Consider the following 16,775-nt stretch of genomic DNA (forward strand, 5'->3'; position numbering starts at 1 on the left):
ATATTCATGAGATTCGAGGAATTGCCAGATTTCGCAGGGCGTGTATTCATCTGTGCATGGATGGGGCATTCACAAAACTCGACTGGTCTTTGATCCAGACCTTTCTGACCGTCGCCGAAACCGGCTCTTTGTCCGAGGCGGCGCGGAAACTGAGCATCTCACAACCCACCGCCGGACGTCAGATCCGCCAGATCGAAAATGCGCTGGAGCTGGAACTGTTCCAACGTCAGCCGCGCGGCCTGTCGCTGACCGACGCGGGCGCTGCGCTGGTGCCGCATGCCCGCCGGATGGCCGAAGGGATGCAGGGTTTCAGCCTTGCCGCCGCCGGTCGTTCTGAAACCCTATCGGGTCCGGTCCGCATCACCGCCAGTGTCTTTACCGCGCAGCATTATCTGCCGTCGATCCTTGCGCGGTTGCGCAAAGAAGAGCCGGACATCACCATCGACCTTGTCCCCACCGACCGGTCCGAAAACCTGCTGTACCGAGAGGCGGATATCGCCGTGCGCATGTATCGCAGTGAGCAACTGGACATCGTGACCCGCCATCTGGGGGAGCTCAGCCTCGGTCTTTTCGCCGCCAAGGGCTACCTTGACCGCCGGGGCCGACCGGACCGGTTTGAGCAGTTCTTCGATCACGATCTTGTCGGCTATGACCAGTCGGACCTGATTCTGCGCGGACTTCGTTCGATGGGACTGGAGGCGCAGCGCGAATGGTTCGCCACGCGCACCGACCATCACAGCGTCTATTGGGAAATGGTGCGGGCCGGTTGCGGAATCGGCATCGCGCAACTGCGCGTGGGTCGGGCAGACCCGGTTGTCGAGCAGGTGCTGCCGGATGTGCCCCTGCCGACGCTGCCGCTGTGGCTGGCCGCGCATGAGGCGGTGCGGCGCACGCCGCGCATCCGACGCGTTTGGGACGCGCTGGCCGAGGGGTTACTGGCGCAGGTGGACTGATCCGGAAACCGCAGGTGATATTGACCCGACCGCGCGCGCGCGCTACGGCCCTGACGTCACGAAAAGGAGAGCCGACCATGTCCAACCCTTCGCTTCTTATCCTGCCCGGCGACGGCATCGGCCCCGAGGTCATGGCCGAAGTCCGCAAGGTCATCGACTGGTACGGCGCCAAGCGCGACCTTGCCTTTGACGTGTCCGAGGATCTGGTCGGCGGTGCCGCCTATGACGCGCATGGGACCCCCTTGACCGATGAGACCATGGCGCGCGCGCAAGAGGTGGACGCGGTTCTGCTGGGCGCCGTGGGTGGCCCGAAATACGACGTTCTGGATTTCTCCGTCAAACCAGAGCGTGGATTGCTGCGGCTGCGCAAGGAAATGGACCTGTTCGCCAACCTGCGCCCGGCCCAGTGCTTTGACGCGCTGGCCGATTTCAGCAGCCTGAAAAAGGACGTGGTCGCCGGTCTGGACATCATGATCGTGCGCGAACTGACCTCTGGCATCTACTTTGGTGAGCCGCGCGGCATCATCGAAGAGGGCAACGAGCGGGTGGGCATCAACACCCAGCGCTATACGGAATCGGAAATCGACCGGGTTGCGCGGTCGGCGTTTGAACTGGCCATGCGCCGGGGCAAAAAGCTGTGCTCGATGGAAAAGGCCAACGTCATGGAATCCGGCGTGCTCTGGCGCGAGGTCGTGACCGAGGTGGGCAAGGATTACCCTGAGGTCGAGTTGAGCCATATGTACGCCGACGCCGGTGCCATGCAGCTGTGCCGCTGGCCCAAGCAGTTTGACGTCATCGTGACCGACAACCTGTTCGGTGACCTGCTGTCCGATGCGGCCGCCATGCTGACCGGCAGCCTTGGCATGTTGCCTTCTGCGTCGCTGGGCAAACCGATGGCAAACGGTCGCCCCAAGGCGCTGTATGAGCCGGTGCACGGCAGCGCGCCGGACATCGCAGGTCAGGGCAAGGCAAACCCCATCGCCTGTATCCTCAGCTTTGCCATGGCGCTGCGCTACAGCTTTGACCAAGGGGATGAGGCGACCCGCCTTGAGGACGCCGTGGAAAAAGTGCTGGCAGACGGTTTCCGCACCGCTGATCTGCTGGGCGAAGAGGGCGTTGACCCGGTTTCGACCAGCCAGATGGGCGACGCGGTCGTGGCTGCGCTGGACGCCTCGCTGTAACACTGGACAGGGGCGCGCGGGTTGGACAGGCTGGACCTGTCCAACCGAAAAGGCACCTGACATGTTGCGCCCCTTTCTGATTTCCTGCCTCCTTGCCAGTCCTGTCGCTGCGCAGGAGGTTGAAATTCTCCCCGGATACTCTGATTTTCGCCAGCCGGAGACCCGCGTGGTCCGCCGTCCAATCAGCCTGTTCGAAGACTGGATGTCCGGGTTTCCGGAAAGCGGCGAAGGTGCTCCTTCGCTGGACCTGTCTGCCGGGTTCCAAGGCGACCGTCTGGTGATGGTGCTGACCTTGGGCGGTGGAGGCGACGATTCCGTCAGCGCCGTGCAGCGACGAATAGAGTTCATTCAGGTCGAAAATCTGAGTTGGGCCGTAATGGCCTATGGCTTTCGCCAAAAGTGTCATCGCGGCGGTTCCGATGACTGGACAGGCAAGCCCTGCCCCTGATCTCTCAAAAATGATCGGAAATGCAAGTTGGGCAGCCGCCGCGCTTTCGTTGCGCGCCATTGGCGTGCTAGCGGAACACTAAGGCCCCTAGCCGTTCCAGCCAAAATGGTTCTCCGATGACATCAAACGCCCAAGGCGCCCTGTTGGCGCTGCTCGCCTTTGCCACCTATTCCCTGCACGATGTCATCGTGAAGTATCTGGGCAGTCATTACAGCCCCGTGCAGATTGTCTTTTTTTCGGGCCTTTTCGCCTTTCCACTGGTCTCGGTCATCCTGATCCGAGAGTCAGAGCCGGGCACTCTGCGTCCGGTGCATCCGTGGTGGATGCTGGTGCGGACCGTGGCGACCGTGGTCACCGGATTTTCTGCCTTCTACGCGTTTTCCGTTCTGCCGCTGGCGCAGACCTATGCGATTCTCTTTGCCGCCCCTCTGCTGATCACCGTTCTGGCGATTCCTATCCTGGGCGAACAGGTGGGCCTGCGGCGCGGTCTTGCCGTAACCGTAGGGCTGTGCGGTGTGATGGTGGTCTTGCGCCCCGGTGGAACCGAGTTGAGCCTTGGCCATCTGGCCGCCCTTATCGCGGCATTTGGCAGTTCTCTTGCCTCGATCATCGTGCGCAAGATCGGCCAGGAAGAGCGCAGCGTGGTCCTGCTGTTGTACCCCATTCTGGCAAACTTCGTCGTGATGGGGGCGATGCTGCCCTTCGTCTACGTACCCATGCCGACCGTGGACCTGGGCGGTATGGCGCTGATGTCGGCGATGGCTTTCGGGGCCTCGGCCCTGATCATCATGGCCTACAGGGCGGGTGAGGCCGTTGTCGTGGCCCCGATGCAGTATTCGCAGATCATTTGGGCGGCGTTCACAGGGGCGATCTTCTTTGACGAATATCCGGACGCGTGGACCGTGGCGGGGGCCGCGATCATCATCTCCAGCGGCATCTACATCGTGCTGCGCGAGGGCGGCAAACCCGGGACGATGCGCCCTGTCTTGCGCACGCGGTCGCGGTTCGAAACCGGTGCGATCCCGCGTATCCGCTTCTTTGGCAAACTCTCTCGGAACAAGAACAAAGATGCGCCGCCGACAGCAGATTGAGCCTTGCCAAAACCCCGTGGCTCGGCTATCCCGCCCGCCACAGTCGGAGTGTAGCTCAGCTTGGTAGAGCACTGTCTTCGGGAGGCAGGGGCCGGAGGTTCGAATCCTCTCACTCCGACCAATACTTTCAATCACTTAATGGCATCTCAGTAGCGCCCTACTTAGAGCGTTTTTGGGATTCGACCCAAATTCACCCGGCTTCTATTGGGAAGCTGGGCCTTTGGCGTTCCCTTCACAACATCCCTGAAAAGAAAAGCCCCCTGCCGGGACCATCGGCAGGGGGCTCAATCGACTCTTTCCAGCAGGGATAGAGAAATGAACCAAGCTCAACAAAAAGGCTCATCACATGAGAAATACTAATAATCTTTCAGCGGAATTGCAAGCCGTTCCGCTGTCCGATCTGGCAACCGCGCCGATCTGGGCCGCATGGCAAGAAGAGTGGCAAGGGGACAGGTGGACCAAGCCGCCCCGTGTCAGTTCCACACGCATGGCCAGCACGACCAAGCCGAAGACATGGGGCACCAGAGCCGCCGCACAGCGCCGCTCCGACGCCTTCAAGACCGACCGGCTCAAGGGGCTGGGCATCATGCTGGCGGGCGTCCCGGACCTGCCCGGCTGGCGGCTTGGCGGCATTGATCTGGACGGCTGCCGGAATCCGGAGACGGGCAAGCTCACCACTTGGGCCGCGCTGGTCCTCGACCGCTTCCGGAGCTATGCCGACTTGTCGCCCGGGCAAACCGGCGTTCATGTGCTCTTCCTCTGCCGGGACGCGGACGTTGACGCGCTCAGAGAAGAGGGCCTGATTAAGCCCGCCCCCGATGGCAGCCCTGGGGCGGGACGCGCCTTCGCGTTGCCGGGCAATCACAAGGAAATCGCGCTCTTCACCGAACGCAAGTTCCTGACCGTCACCGGCAACATGGTGAGCGACGACGAAGAGCTCCGCGCCGTTGATCTGGACGCGCTCCGGTGGCTCTTGGGCGAGCACGGACCGTCAATGCAGGCGAAGGCCAGCGCCACCGGAAAGGGTGGTAAGGACCTGTCGGGCAGCGGTGAGGCGTGGCGCTTCCTCGAAAATCTAGCCCGGCTGGGCGATAGCGAAGAGGAAGCCCGGGAAGCGATTGCAGAGCATGACGGGGCCGCCGGGGAATGGTGGAGCCGAGTCGATGACCGGCAGAAAGACCGGGCCGTTGAAAGCGCCTTCGCCAAGGTGGCGCGTGAGCGTGGCGAGTTGCTGGACTTGCTGACCGATGACGACGTGCCCCCGGAGCCGCGCAAGTGGACGCTGGACGACGTGGACGCGATCTTGGAGGGCAAGGAGGTGGTGCCCGCCAAGGCAGACTGGGGCACCCCGATCATGCGGAACGGTAACACCGTCATCAACCTGCACAACACCACGCTCTATCTGGGCCGGAACCTCGACTCGGTCCTGCCCGGGCTGGCACGCAACATGATGACGGGCCGCGACGAATGGCGCGACGGGCCGCTGACCGACGCCGCCGTGTCCCTTGCCCGGATAGCTCTTGAGCGGCGGGGCCTGCTAACCGTGGGCAAGGACTTGGTGGCCGACGCGGCTCAGACCGTGGCCCGTAAGCTGGCCTATCACCCGATCCGGGACCAGCTCAGGGCACTCCACTGGGACGGCAAGCCTCGGCTGGACTCGTGGCTGGTGCGCCATGCCGGGGCGGACGACTCCCCCTATGTCGGGGCCGTGGGGCGCAAGTTCCTCATCGCAATGGTGGCCCGGGTGATGGAGCCCGGATGCAAGCATGACCACACGCTTGTCCTGTCCGGGCCGCAGGGGCAGAACAAGAGCACGGCTTGCCGCGTTCTCGCAGGGGCGGAGTATTTCAGCGACACGCTGCCCAGCATCACCGGGGACAGGACCGACGCAATCCGGCACCTTCAAGGGAAGTGGCTGGTTGAGCTGGCGGAGCTGGCCCCGTCCCGGAAGAGCGAAACGGAAGACCTCAAAGCCTTCCTCTCCGGTGCCGTTGACCGGGTGCGGCTTCCCTATGCCCGCTATGACGAAGCCTTCGCCCGCCAGTGCGTCTTCGTGGGCACGACGAACGAGGAACAGTTCCTCCGGGACGCCACGGGCGGGCGGCGCTTCTGGCCAGTCACCGTGGGCAAGGTCATCGACACCGAGGCGCTTGCCGCTGAGCGGGACCAGCTCTTTGCCGAAGCCTTCGCGGCCTATAGCGACGGGGAGCCGTGGTGGCTGGACCGGGACTTTGAGGCGGAACACGCAAAGCCGGTGCAGGAGGCGGCGCGGGAGTCCGATAGCTGGGCCGAAGACGTGTCCGCGTGGCTGGACTGCCTCCACCCGCATGAGCTGGACGAAGTGGGCACCGTCAGAACGGAAGTCACCATCTCCGAGGTGCTGGGGGACGCATTGCAGCTCACCAGCGGGCAGCACACGCGGGCCAATCAGAACAGGGCCGCCGCTGTCATGCGCGATCTGGGATGGGTGAAGAAGCACACCCGGAAGGGGAAGATGTGGTGCAGGGGGGATTTGCTGTGACCCATGTGGCCCATGCCGTGACCCATATGGGTCACACGCAACCTATTGTTTCCCAAGGGAGAATCCATCCTGTGACCCATGTGACCCATGAATCCGAAAAAGAGTCGTCAGAAGCAAAGGGACAGGCGGCATGGGGCACACGGACGGGGCTAGGGAGTTACAAAGGCGTTTTCTGGGTCACATGGGTCACGGATGGGTTATTTCCCTGCATATTCAAATGTTTATGCGTGACCCATGTGACTGTGCCGATGGGTCACACTCCCCCTCTGGGCCAGCGGCCCCGGGGAAAGAGCCCCATTTGGGGGATTGGCGGGTCCCTCTGGGGGCGCTGGAGTGCGGGGGGCGCGGAGCCCCGGGATTCCCCGCTGGGGGGAGATTCTGGAATCGAGAAAACCCCGTGGGGAAATACCCCGTGGTGAAGAACTGAGGTGAAGAGCATGAACCCGCTCGAAGCAATCGAAGCGATCTTGAACGCCCCCGACGAAGAGGAAGCCTCCCCCGTGGTGAGTGCCGCCGAACTGGGGGAGTGGCTGGGGATTGCCTCCAACCGGATTCACGCGCTGGGGCGGGATGGCATCCTCCCCCGGGTGGAGGGCACCCGCTATCCCCTCCGGGCCGCCGTGGTGGCATACTGCGATCACGCCCGGGCGCTGGCACGGGGGAAGCAGGCGGACGCGGAGCTGGCAGCGGAAAAGCTCCGGCTGGCGAAGGCCAACGCGGAAAAGGTGGAGACCGCCAACGCCAAGCTCAGGGGGGAACTGATCCCCGCCGCAGAGGTGGAACGGGAATGGGCAACCGTTCTCCGGGGCGTCCGGGCCGCCATGCTGGCGGTGCCGTCCCGGGTGGCGCAAACCTCCGGGCATCTGACCCCGCACGACATTGCCGCGATTGACCGGGAAGTCCGGGACGCCTTGGAGGAAACCGCCCATGACTGACGCGCTCACCATCACCCGCCGGAACGCGCTCCGGGCTCTGACCCCGCCGCCGCGCCTGTCCCTGTCCGACTGGATCGAAACCCACATGCGGCTGCCCGAGGGCGTCTCCGCTCTTCCGGGCCGCGTGTCGCTCTGGCCCTACCAGCGCGAGATTGCCGACGCCATTTCCGACCCGACCCTTGAGCGGGTGACGTTGGTCAAGCCCGTCCGGGTAGGCTTCACCACGTTGCTGACCGGGGCGCTGGCGTCCTATGTCGCCAACGAGCCCGCCCCGATCTTGGCGCTTCTGCCGACCGAAGCCGATTGCCGGGATTACACCGTCTCCGACCTTGAGCCGATCTTTGAGGCCACCCCGGCGCTGCGCGGGCTCATCTCCGCCGACGCCGACGAGTCGGGCCGCTCCACCTTGCTCAGCCGCCGCTTCCCGGGCGGAAGTCTCAAAATCATCGCCGCCAAGAGTCCCCGGAACCTGCGCCGCCACAATGTCCGCGTCCTGCTGATAGACGAAGCCGACGCGATGGAGGCGGGCGTGGAGGGCAGCCCCATAACGCTGGCAGAGCGGCGCACCCTGAGCTTTGCCAACCGCAAAATCATCTTGGGCAGCACCCCAACGCATGAGGCCACGTCCAACGTGCTTCGGGCCTATGCCCGCTCCGACCAGCGCATCTATGAGGTGCCGTGCCCCGATTGCGGGCACCATCACGAAATCCAGTGGACCGATATTCAGTGGCCCGAAGGCGAGCCGCAGAAGGCCGCCTACGTCTGCCCGGAGTGTGGCAGCGTGGTGGAAGAGCGGCACAAGGCGGAGATGGTCCAGAAGGGCCGCTGGCGGGCCACACAGCCGCTTGTAGAGGGCCACGCGGGCTTCCGGCTCAATGCCCTAGTCTCGACGCTGGCAAACGCCTCATGGGGCAAGCTGGCGGCGGAGTTCGTGGAGGCCAAGAAAAGCCCGGACACGCTCCAAGTCTTCGTTAACACCATCCTTGCCCAAGGCTGGCGCGAGGCGGCGGAAGAGCTCGACGAAGCGGCCTTGGCCGCGCGGGCGGAGCCCTTCGGTCTGCCCGATGCGATCCCGGCGGACGTGCTCTTTGTGACCGCTGGCGTGGACGTGCAGCGCGACCGGCTGGAAATCGTCTTTCTGGGCTGGGGCCGGGACGAAATCTTCGTGCTCAGCCAATATGTGATCTGGGGCAACCCGATGGCGGACGACGTGTGGGCGGAGCTGGACGACGCCTTGCGCACCATCTGGAAGCACCCCAAGGGCGGCATCCTGCGGGTGGACGCGGCGGCGGTGGACGCGGGCGACGGCGAGACGATGGACCGGGTTATCAACTTCTGCCGTCCGCGCTCTGCCCGCCGGGTCTACGCGATCAAGGGGGCCGCCGGGAACCGGCCAGTGATCCGGGCCAGCGACACGCGGGGCAGCCGCCTGTTCATCGTGGGCGTGGACTCGGTCAAGGGCCAGCTCACCAGCCGCCTGAGCCGGGGCAAGTCCGTCCGCTTCTCCGATAGCTTGGAGGGGCGCTTTTACGAAGAGCTGGCTTCCGAGCGTCTGGTCATGCGCTACGTGAAAGGCGCACCCGTGCGGCAATGGGAACGGATACCTGGGCGGCGGGCGGAGAGCTTGGATTGCGTCGTCTACGCGATGGCCGTCCGGGCGCTGGTCAACGCCAAAGTGGACCGCCGCGAAGAGGAAGTGGAGGCGAAGACCCTTCCCAAACCGGCCCCCTCTGTGGTCAAGTCGTCTTGGTTGAGCAGATAGGAAAAAAAATGATCTTCGCTCTAATTGACCTGACTCAGTATGTGCTGAGGCGTGGAAGATATGGCAAGAACCAAAAAGACGGCGGGATGCATCTTGCTTTCGTTGATCACGTTCCCGATGAAATTGTCGAACAAATGAATGTTGGCGATATGATCGTCACTCAACGCTTCAATTCTCTGCTATCTTGGGCAATGATGTATTTCACGTCGTCACCCGTGGATCATGTTGCTATCTATGCTGGCGAAGGAGAAGTCTTTCACATGACTTTAAGTGGCAGTAAAATTCACTCGCTTCGGTCATTTTCGAAGGGCGCGAGAGTTTTTATTGCAAGAATGGGATTGGAAGGTCAAGAGTGGGTGAGAGTAACGAAAGAGCAGGAAAGTCAGCTTGATAAGGGAAGCTACCTCATCCATATGTTTCCGCCGAAAATCCAAATGTTGTTCGGTGCGCTGAAGATCGTTACCGGTCAGTATCCCGACAGAATGAAACCTCGCATCGTTGCCGATGCTTTGCTTACATGTATTCTTTTTTACCTTCTGGTTCTTATGTTTTTTGATACGCACATTGGCGCTATACCATTGTGCGTGTATTTAGCAGCAGCATCGTATTACTTGTTCCGTAACACGTTGCGAAAACTCCGTGGAAAAGCCCCAGTAATCATGAGCCATCCAGACAACGCATATCATGCCTTTTACCAGTCCGGCGGGCTGATGTTCACAACAATGGGGCCAATCGTCGTCTGCGAGTTAGGACTCCTCCCGCTTAAGGTAGTTTTTCGCCTCGCTAGAAAGCGACCCGATGATAGCCCCGACGACAAGTTTGAGGTAGCTCGTGAGTTCTTCAGTAACTTGATCGAAGGCTGGAATCTCCATCCAACGACCAAGAAGGCTGAAGAAGACGATCCCGAAGAGCATAAGAATGAAAAGACTCATGAAAGCTCTGACCACCCAAGGTAAGTCTCCAAAGAGTTTGAAAGAAAAACTCCGTGATGTTTTCGTTTTCTTCTCTTCATACATAACTCGCGCCTCCAACCTCGGTTCGATGCCAACCATGGCAGGACTGAGTGACGGTTTCAAATGGTTCAAACACAAGAAAACGGCGGGCCGATGGACCCGCCGCGTTTCATTCGCGGAAACTTGTTTCAGCCCCGGACTTCCATCGCCTCAGCGACCGCGTGATACCATGCGAGTTCCGGGGGCATGGTCTTCCGATATTTCTTGTTCAAGGTCTTGAACCGGCAACGCTGCGCCCGTGTCATCGGGACGGGCGGTGTGTTGTAGCCGTCAGTGTCGCTCCGGTGTTCGTCGGGCATGACCGGGAAAACTTCCCCAGTGGTCGGGTCAATATCAATAACAAGCAAGTGGGTCATGGTGTGGTCCTGTCTGCTGGCATGGGGGAGGTGAACGGGGCGACGTAGTGACGCCGCCCCGCCCATTTTCGTTGGAGAACAGAGAATGACGCATCTCGCCAAGCGTCGAATCGGGTTTTAGCACAGGTCTGGCCAGTGTCCCAGAATTTTCTGGCCAATGTCCCAGACCCATGCTATCGGTCAGTCAGCATAGGAGTCGCTGACCATGACCGATTACACCGTGACCGAAATCTCTCACCTGCTTTGCGAAGCGGATGGGCTCACCGACCGGGAAGACGTGAAGGTCACGCATGAGCGTGTCAGGCACCTTGCCAAGCGCGGCTTCCTGCGCGGCGGGAAAGAGATTGACGACCGGGGCACCAAGGTTTTCCCCGAGACTGAAGTCTTTCACGCGGCGGTCCTTTGCGACCTCCTTTCTATCGACATGGGCGCTCCGATTCTCCGCAAGGTGACGGAAGCCGCACAAGCCATGCCGCTCTTGGACGTGAACCAGTGGGCACCGTCTCAGCGTGGCGATGGCGTCCGCCGGTCTTCCGGGGGCCTTCAGGACGCAATCCGGGGCGCGTCGGCTGGTGAGCGTTGGGGCCTGACGATCCGGCAGGAACAGCCCGGGCGGAGTGTTCCCGCTCAGGTTCACGCCGCCTTTGGATGGCTGGACGCACCCGGCGGCAATGGCGACGACGTGGCCGCGATTCTGGGCTGGAAGCCCAACCGCCTTCGCGTCGTTCTTGAGATGACTGAACTTTTCACCGCCATTTCCGAGCGTTTGAAGGTGGAGGGGATGAACTAATGAACCCGACTCCCGAACAGCAAGACGACTTCTTGAACAAGGTCGTTCCGTTGGCTGAGCGGCTGGTGGCCGCCGAGAGCTTCACTGTCCGCAGCGGCAACGCGATCACGCGGGCAATCAACCTCGCAATGGGTTTGTCCCCGCGAACGAAGGCCGAAGCCCAGTTCCAAGACAAGCTCTTAGCGATGGTGGCCGTGACCTACCTGGGCGACGAATACCCGGAGATGTGTCCGCTTCAGCAAACGCCCCTGACGGTGCACTGATGGCGTTCCCCTTCCTGCCCAAGCTCTTCCGCCGCGCTGCGAAGCCCACCCGAACCCGTTCTTATGACGGGGCTGTTGGAGGACGGCGGACCTACGGCATGGGCAGCTTCGGGCGCATCAACTCGGAAGTCTCCGCCGCTGGTGCGTCTCTTCGGAGCCGTGCCAGCTATCTCGCCATGAACAACGCATGGCTTGGGCAGGGCGTGGCGAACTGGGGCGGGGCTCTGGTGGGGGCTGGCATCTTCCCGGCCCCCGGTCATCCCGACAATGACACCCGGGCGGAGCTGACCGCCTATTTCCAGAGCTGGGCCGATGAAGCGGACGCCGATGGGCGGACGGACTTCTGGGGCCTGCAAGCCGACATTGCCCGGGGGCTGGTCATTGCGGGCGAAGCCTTCGTCCAGATCATCACCACGGAAGCCGGGCCGAAGCTCCGGTTGATCCCGCCCGAGCTGGTAGACGAGTCCCTGACCCGCGAGCTGGTGGACGGGGCCTGCATCGTGCAGGGCGTGGAGTTCGACTCGGACGGCAACCGGGTGGCCTATCACGTCCTCCCGAGCCGCCCGCATGACCAGTTCGCCAACTATGCGCCGCCCGTCCGGGTCCCGGCAGACGACATTCTCCACGTGATGAAGCCGCTGGCGGCTGGGCAGTGCCGGGGCGTCTCCTGGCTGGCCCCGGTCATCCTGCCCGCCTCCGAATTTGACCAGCTCTGCGATGCGCTCTTGGTGGGCGTGAAGGTCGCGGCGATGCACTCCGCCTTCCTTGTGGACATGAACGGCACGGCGGGCGAGCCCTATGACGGCACGGAGTCGGGCGGCATCATGGAGACCGGCCTTGAGCCCGGCACCATGAAGCGGCTGCCCACCGGCTATGATGTGAAGTTCAACACGCCCGGGCAGACGCAGGAAATCGGGGCCTTTCTCCGCCTCAACCTGCAACAGCTTGCCGCCGGGCTGGGCCTGCCGGAGCACCTTCTTTCCGGCGATCTGACCGGGGCCAACTACAGCAGTCTAAGAGCTGGACTCTTACCTTGGAGGCAACGGGTGGAGCAAATCCAGTATGGCACCCTTGTGCCCCAGCTTCTCCGCCCGATCTGGCGGCGCGTCATCACCTTTGGCGTCCTGTCGGGTGAGCTGGCGGCCCCGGATTTTGAGTCCAACGTCCGGGTCTATCTGGCCTGCGAGTGGCTGCCCCCGAAGCCAATGCAGGTGGACCCTCTCAAGGACGTGCAGGCGACCGTGGCAGAGCTGGAAGCCGGGCTGACCAGCCGCCGCAAGGCTGTGGCCGAACGTGGCTGGGCTCTGGAAGACCTCGACTCAGAAATTGCTGCCGACCCCTTCACCCCCAAGCGCGAGGAGTCCGACAATGCCGCTTGACCTCTTCACCCGCCGGGCGGCCTTCCGTCCGACGACCCTTGACCGGGAAAACCGCACTGTCCGCGTGACCGTCTCGACCGGGGCCGCCGTCCAGCGGCGCGGCTATATCGAGCGGCTGACGCTGCCCGACCCGCAGAGCATCGTGGGGCTGCCCGTGCTCAACTCGCACCGGCAAGACGGACTGGACAACCTTCTGGGCCGCGTCGTGGCGGCGGGCGCGGATGACGCGGGCCTCTGGGCTGACGTGCAAATCTCCGAGCGGGCCGATTGGCTCTTGGGCGAGATCGAAGCCGGAATCGTGACCAGTGCCAGCATTGGCTACCGCCAAGGCAAGGCCACACGCTCCACCGATTCCGCCACCGGGCAGCCGGTGCGCACCATCACCCCCGAAATCTCGGAAATCTCTTTCGTCCCCGTGCCCGCCGACAAGGGGGCCACAATCAGGAGTATTCAAATGGAAAACGACGAAATCACGGTGGATGAAAACGCCACCGAAACCCGCGAACAAGAGCGAGTGCAGAACCGAGCCGCAATTCGTCAGATTGCCCGTGCGGCTGGTATGACCAGCGAACAGGCGGACGACATGATGGACCGCGAGCTGTCCATCACCGAAGCCCGGGCGGAAGCCTTTGAGGCAATGCAGGACCGTGGCCGCACCACGCCGCGCATCCGCACGGCAACCCGCGAGGCAGACAACCCCGCCACGGTCCTGCAACTCCGCTCCGATGCGCTCTATGCGCGGACCTCTGGCGAAGCCCCGTCCGACGCGGCGCGGCCCTACATGACCGAGTCCCTGCTCGACATGGCGCGGGCTTGCGTGGAGGCGGCTGGCACCAGCACCCGGGCGATGGACGCGGACCAGCTCTTCCGGGCTGCCATGCACACCACGTCCGACTTCTCGCAACTGCTGACCCAGACCGGCAATCGGACGCTGGCGGCGGCCTATCAGGCGGCTCAGTGCCCGGTGAAGACGACGCTGGCCCGCCAGTCCACCCTTGCCGACTTCCGGCCCGGGACGCGGCTCAAGCTCAGCGACGTGGGCACTCTGTCCAAGGTGAGCGAGTCGGGTGAGATCACCCACACCAGCCGGGCAGAGGCGTCCGAGTCCTACGCGCTCGACACCTACGCCACCCAGTTCGCTATCAGCCGCAAGGCGCTCATCAACGATGACCTTGGCGCGTTCCGCGACTGGGGCGCGACGGCGGGCCGGATGGCGGCTGAGACAGAAGCCAACCTGCTGCTGTCCATGCTGCTGAGCAACCCGACGATGGGCGAAGATGGCGTGGCGCTCTTCCATGCCGACCACGGCAACTTGGCCGCATCTGGCACGTCTTTGGGCAGCGCGGCGGACATTGTGGCTCTGGACTCGGCCCGCAAGGCCATGCGGAGCATGAAGGCGCTGGACGGCAAGACGCCGATCAACGCCACGCCCCGCTACCTGCTGGTGGGGCCGGAGCTCGAAACTTCGGCGGAACAGATTCTCGCCAGCATCTATGCCGCCACCTATCAGGACGCCAACCCCTTCACCGGGCGGCTGACGTTGCTGGTGGAGCCGCGCATCACCGATGAAAGCTGGTATGTCTTCGCGGACCCCGCCGTCCTGCCCGTGCTCGAATACAGCTATCTCAGCTCCGCTCAGGGGCCGCAGATGGCGTCCCGCGAAGGCTGGGACGTTCTGGGCATGGAGTTCCGCGTGGTGCTCGACTTCGGCTGCGGTGCTGTTGACTGGCGCGGCGCTTACCTCAACCCGGGTGACGCCTGAGATGGCGACCGTGGCTGAGCTCACCAAGATGCGGGCGGACCTTCATGCCGCCCGCATGACCGGGGCACGGGAGTTCCGCGACCAGAACGGCGAAACCGTCGTCTACAAGTCCGACTCCGAGATGGCCCGGGCGCTGGCGGCGCTGGACTCGGAAATCGCCGCTCTGAGGTCCCGGCCCGCCCACACCATCCTCTTCCGAACCTCGAAAGGACTCTGAGATGAAGAACTATGTGCAGAAGGGTGAGAACATCACCGTGACCGCGACCGCCGCCGCCAGCTCCGGTGATGGCGTCCTTGTGGGCAGCCTCTTCGGCATCGCCGCCGGGGACGCCGCCATTGGCGAAGACCTCGACCTTGTGACCGTGGGCGTCTTTCAGATGGTGAAGGTCTCGACAGACGCCTTCACCGTGGGCGCTCCGGTCTACTGGGACGACTCCGCCGGGCTGGTCACGACCGACGACGACACGGGCAGCAACCCGGAAATCGGGTTGGCCGTGACCGCCGCCGCCAACCCCAGCGGCACCGTCAACGTGCGGCTGAACGGATAGAGTCATGACAGGGTAGGGCAATGCAACCGCTCTTGACCATAGAACAGGCGGCGGAAAAGCTGGGGGTTCCGAAAGGATCGCTCAAAGCCGCCGCCAGCAAGCATGGGATGCTTGTTCGTATGGGGAGGGCGGTCCGCATTGACCCTAACCGCCTTCAGGAGCTTATCGACAAATGCCAAGAAAACCCAAAGGACCACGCCTCAGTTGGCGAACCGACAAAGGAGTCTGGCGCATCCGCGACACGGGCAGGCCAGATATTTCAACCGGCACAGCAAACCGCGCAGATGCTGAAAAAGCACTCGCGGCATACATCGCAAGCAAAGACACAGTAACCGGCACCCGCCGACCCGAAGACATGCATGTTGGGGAGGCGCTGGACATCTATGGCCGTGAACATGCCGTCACGACCGCCAGCCCCGAACGCATCGGCTATGCCATTGATGCTCTTCTGGGCTTCTGGGGCGCGTTGACCGTCGCGGACGTCAAGGGCGAGACATGCCGACGCTACGCCAAGAGCCGGGTCCGCCGCTTTAAGGATGGCACCACATCTCCGATAGCCCCCGGCACCGTGCGGCGTGAATTGTCTGCACTACAATCCGCAATCAACTACTGCCACAAGGAAGGCTATCTGACCGCGACCACGACCGTGACGCTGCCTCAGAAGCCTTCGGCACGCGACCGATGGCTGACTCGCGACGAAGCCGCGAAGCTGATCTGGGCCGCGTATCGCAGCCCCAAGGGAAAGCACCTCGCACGGTTCATTCTGGTGGCGCTCTATACTGGCACACGCAAAGAAGCGATTTTGGGTCTGAGCTTCATGCCGAACCTTACGGGCGGTTGGATCGACGTTAATCGTGGCGTGATGTATCGCCGTGGTGCCGAAGAACTAGAGACGAAGAAAAAGCGCAAGCCTGTCCGTCTGACGCGCCGCCTTCTGGCCCATTGCCGCCGTTGGCGTGAAAACGGTGCCAACTTCCTAGTGGAGATCGACGGGCAGCGCGTTGGCAGCGTCAAGCACGCCTTTGAGGGCGCGCGAGATCGGGCAGACTTGCCGGGCGTCTCACCCCACACCTTGAAGCACACGGCAATCACATGGGCTATCCAGCGCGGTCTGACCGTGGAAGATGCCGCCGATTACTTCGACACCACAGCCGAAACCATCCGAAAGACATATTATCACCACAGTCCTCACTATCAGGATAGAGCACTTGCTATCTTGGACAGAAGGTAACCCGGAATGGCAGATGAACTTAGCGATTTTCGGAGAAGCTACGAACAAAGCTCGACGTTTCTAGGCAAAAGGTTGCCGCGATTTATCGTGTTGGTAATCGTCGCATTTCTTTCGTTGGCCTATGGGTTTGACCACTTTTCTGCTCCGGCCACAGACAAAGAGTTGGGCCTCGATCCAACTACCGTCGCTGAACTGGGCGAAGAGGAATACTCGTTCTACCGTCGGATGCCCGAGAGTATGCGGGATAGAGTTGATCGGTTGCCGGTGGACGAACGCAAATGGTTTGTCGGTAGCTGGGGAAGAGCGGAGACGCGTAGGTGCCCTCATGGCTCAGACCGGATCACTGACATGGGTCCGCATCAGGGATTCCGAACTTGCGTTTCCAAGGAGATGAAAGAGCTTCGAGGTTGGGCCTTGGATCAGTTTTTGAACTGATGTGATGTTTTTGGGTCCCGACCCAAATTGAAGTGATTTGAAAGCTCCCGAACCGTGAAGAAAGGAGGGTAAAAACATGAACATGCAGCGAACCTACCCTTCTGTTA

At 62.4% G+C, this 16,775-nt stretch carries 17 protein-coding genes and 1 tRNA gene; 17 read left to right on the top strand and 1 reads right to left on the bottom strand.

Going from position 1 to position 16,775, the window contains the following annotated elements; genetic code table 11:
• Window positions 1–56: 56 nt before the first annotated feature.
• The 9 genes from VOI21_RS04620 to VOI21_RS04660 all read left to right on the top strand — a co-directional run bounded on the left by VOI21_RS04620 (window position 57) and on the right by VOI21_RS04660 (window position 9,847).
• The gene (locus VOI21_RS04620) at window positions 57–953 is read left to right on the top strand and encodes a LysR family transcriptional regulator (protein WP_323768143.1); all 897 of its coding nucleotides are present in this window, start codon (window positions 57–59) and stop codon (window positions 951–953) included.
• A 77-nt stretch (window positions 954–1,030) separates the two neighbouring features.
• Window positions 1,031–2,134 (top strand): 3-isopropylmalate dehydrogenase, encoded by a 1,104-nt coding sequence (leuB, locus tag VOI21_RS04625; RefSeq protein ID WP_323768144.1) that lies wholly within the window; start codon window positions 1,031–1,033, stop codon window positions 2,132–2,134.
• Window positions 2,135–2,195: 61 nt separating this feature from the next.
• The gene (locus VOI21_RS04630) at window positions 2,196–2,582 is read left to right on the top strand and encodes a hypothetical protein (RefSeq protein ID WP_323768145.1); all 387 of its coding nucleotides are present in this window, start codon (window positions 2,196–2,198) and stop codon (window positions 2,580–2,582) included.
• Between the two features lie 116 nt (window positions 2,583–2,698).
• The gene (locus VOI21_RS04635; protein WP_323768147.1) at window positions 2,699–3,673 is read left to right on the top strand and encodes a DMT family transporter; all 975 of its coding nucleotides are present in this window, start codon (window positions 2,699–2,701) and stop codon (window positions 3,671–3,673) included.
• 44 nt (window positions 3,674–3,717) lie between these two features.
• Window positions 3,718–3,794 (top strand) — tRNA-Pro (locus VOI21_RS04640).
• A 225-nt stretch (window positions 3,795–4,019) separates the two neighbouring features.
• A complete protein-coding gene (locus tag VOI21_RS04645; protein WP_323768149.1) occupies window positions 4,020–6,194 on the top strand; it encodes a VapE domain-containing protein in 2,175 nt (724 codons plus the stop codon).
• Window positions 6,195–6,631: 437 nt separating this feature from the next.
• Window positions 6,632–7,129, top strand: a complete 498-nt coding sequence (locus VOI21_RS04650) for a DNA packaging protein (protein ID WP_323768151.1) — start codon at window positions 6,632–6,634, stop codon at window positions 7,127–7,129.
• Window positions 7,122–8,891, top strand: coding sequence for a phage terminase large subunit family protein (locus tag VOI21_RS04655; protein WP_323768153.1), 1,770 nt, complete (start codon window positions 7,122–7,124; stop codon window positions 8,889–8,891). The genes VOI21_RS04650 and VOI21_RS04655 overlap by 8 nt, the downstream gene beginning before the upstream one ends.
• 8 nt (window positions 8,892–8,899) lie before the next feature.
• A complete protein-coding gene (locus VOI21_RS04660; protein WP_323768155.1) occupies window positions 8,900–9,847 on the top strand; it encodes a hypothetical protein in 948 nt (315 codons plus the stop codon).
• A gap of 185 nt (window positions 9,848–10,032) precedes the next feature.
• On the opposite strand, the gene VOI21_RS04665 is transcribed toward VOI21_RS04660, so the two are convergent.
• Window positions 10,033–10,260: a hypothetical protein gene (locus VOI21_RS04665; RefSeq protein ID WP_323768157.1), complete on the bottom strand. Its 228-nt coding sequence runs from the start codon at window positions 10,258–10,260 to the stop codon at window positions 10,033–10,035.
• Between the two features lie 205 nt (window positions 10,261–10,465).
• On the opposite strand from VOI21_RS04665, the gene VOI21_RS04670 reads away from it, so the two are divergent.
• From VOI21_RS04670 to VOI21_RS04705, 8 genes are all read left to right on the top strand, one after another.
• Complete coding sequence (locus tag VOI21_RS04670) at window positions 10,466–11,050, top strand: hypothetical protein (RefSeq protein WP_323768159.1); 585 nt, start codon at window positions 10,466–10,468, stop codon at window positions 11,048–11,050.
• Complete coding sequence (locus VOI21_RS04675) at window positions 11,050–11,313, top strand: hypothetical protein (RefSeq protein ID WP_323768161.1); 264 nt, start codon at window positions 11,050–11,052, stop codon at window positions 11,311–11,313. The genes VOI21_RS04670 and VOI21_RS04675 overlap by 1 nt, the downstream gene beginning before the upstream one ends.
• A complete protein-coding gene (locus tag VOI21_RS04680; protein ID WP_323768163.1) occupies window positions 11,313–12,692 on the top strand; it encodes a phage portal protein in 1,380 nt (459 codons plus the stop codon). The genes VOI21_RS04675 and VOI21_RS04680 overlap by 1 nt, the downstream gene beginning before the upstream one ends.
• A complete protein-coding gene (locus VOI21_RS04685) occupies window positions 12,682–14,454 on the top strand; it encodes a prohead protease/major capsid protein fusion protein (RefSeq protein WP_323768165.1) in 1,773 nt (590 codons plus the stop codon). The genes VOI21_RS04680 and VOI21_RS04685 overlap by 11 nt, the downstream gene beginning before the upstream one ends.
• A 1-nt stretch (window position 14,455) precedes the next feature.
• Window positions 14,456–14,671: a phage head-tail joining protein gene (locus VOI21_RS04690; protein WP_323768167.1), complete on the top strand. Its 216-nt coding sequence runs from the start codon at window positions 14,456–14,458 to the stop codon at window positions 14,669–14,671.
• 1 nt (window position 14,672) lies between these two features.
• The gene (locus tag VOI21_RS04695; RefSeq protein ID WP_323768169.1) at window positions 14,673–15,002 is read left to right on the top strand and encodes a DUF2190 family protein; all 330 of its coding nucleotides are present in this window, start codon (window positions 14,673–14,675) and stop codon (window positions 15,000–15,002) included.
• A gap of 172 nt (window positions 15,003–15,174) precedes the next feature.
• On the top strand, window positions 15,175–16,233 hold the full coding sequence (locus VOI21_RS04700) for a site-specific integrase (RefSeq protein WP_323768171.1): 1,059 nt from the start codon (window positions 15,175–15,177) through the stop codon (window positions 16,231–16,233).
• A gap of 6 nt (window positions 16,234–16,239) precedes the next feature.
• Window positions 16,240–16,668, top strand: coding sequence for a hypothetical protein (locus VOI21_RS04705; RefSeq protein WP_323768173.1), 429 nt, complete (start codon window positions 16,240–16,242; stop codon window positions 16,666–16,668).
• Window positions 16,669–16,775: the final 107 nt, after the last annotated feature.

The sequence above is a fragment of the Antarctobacter sp. genome, from assembly GCF_034670325.1.
Lineage (GTDB): Bacteria > Pseudomonadota > Alphaproteobacteria > Rhodobacterales > Rhodobacteraceae > Antarctobacter.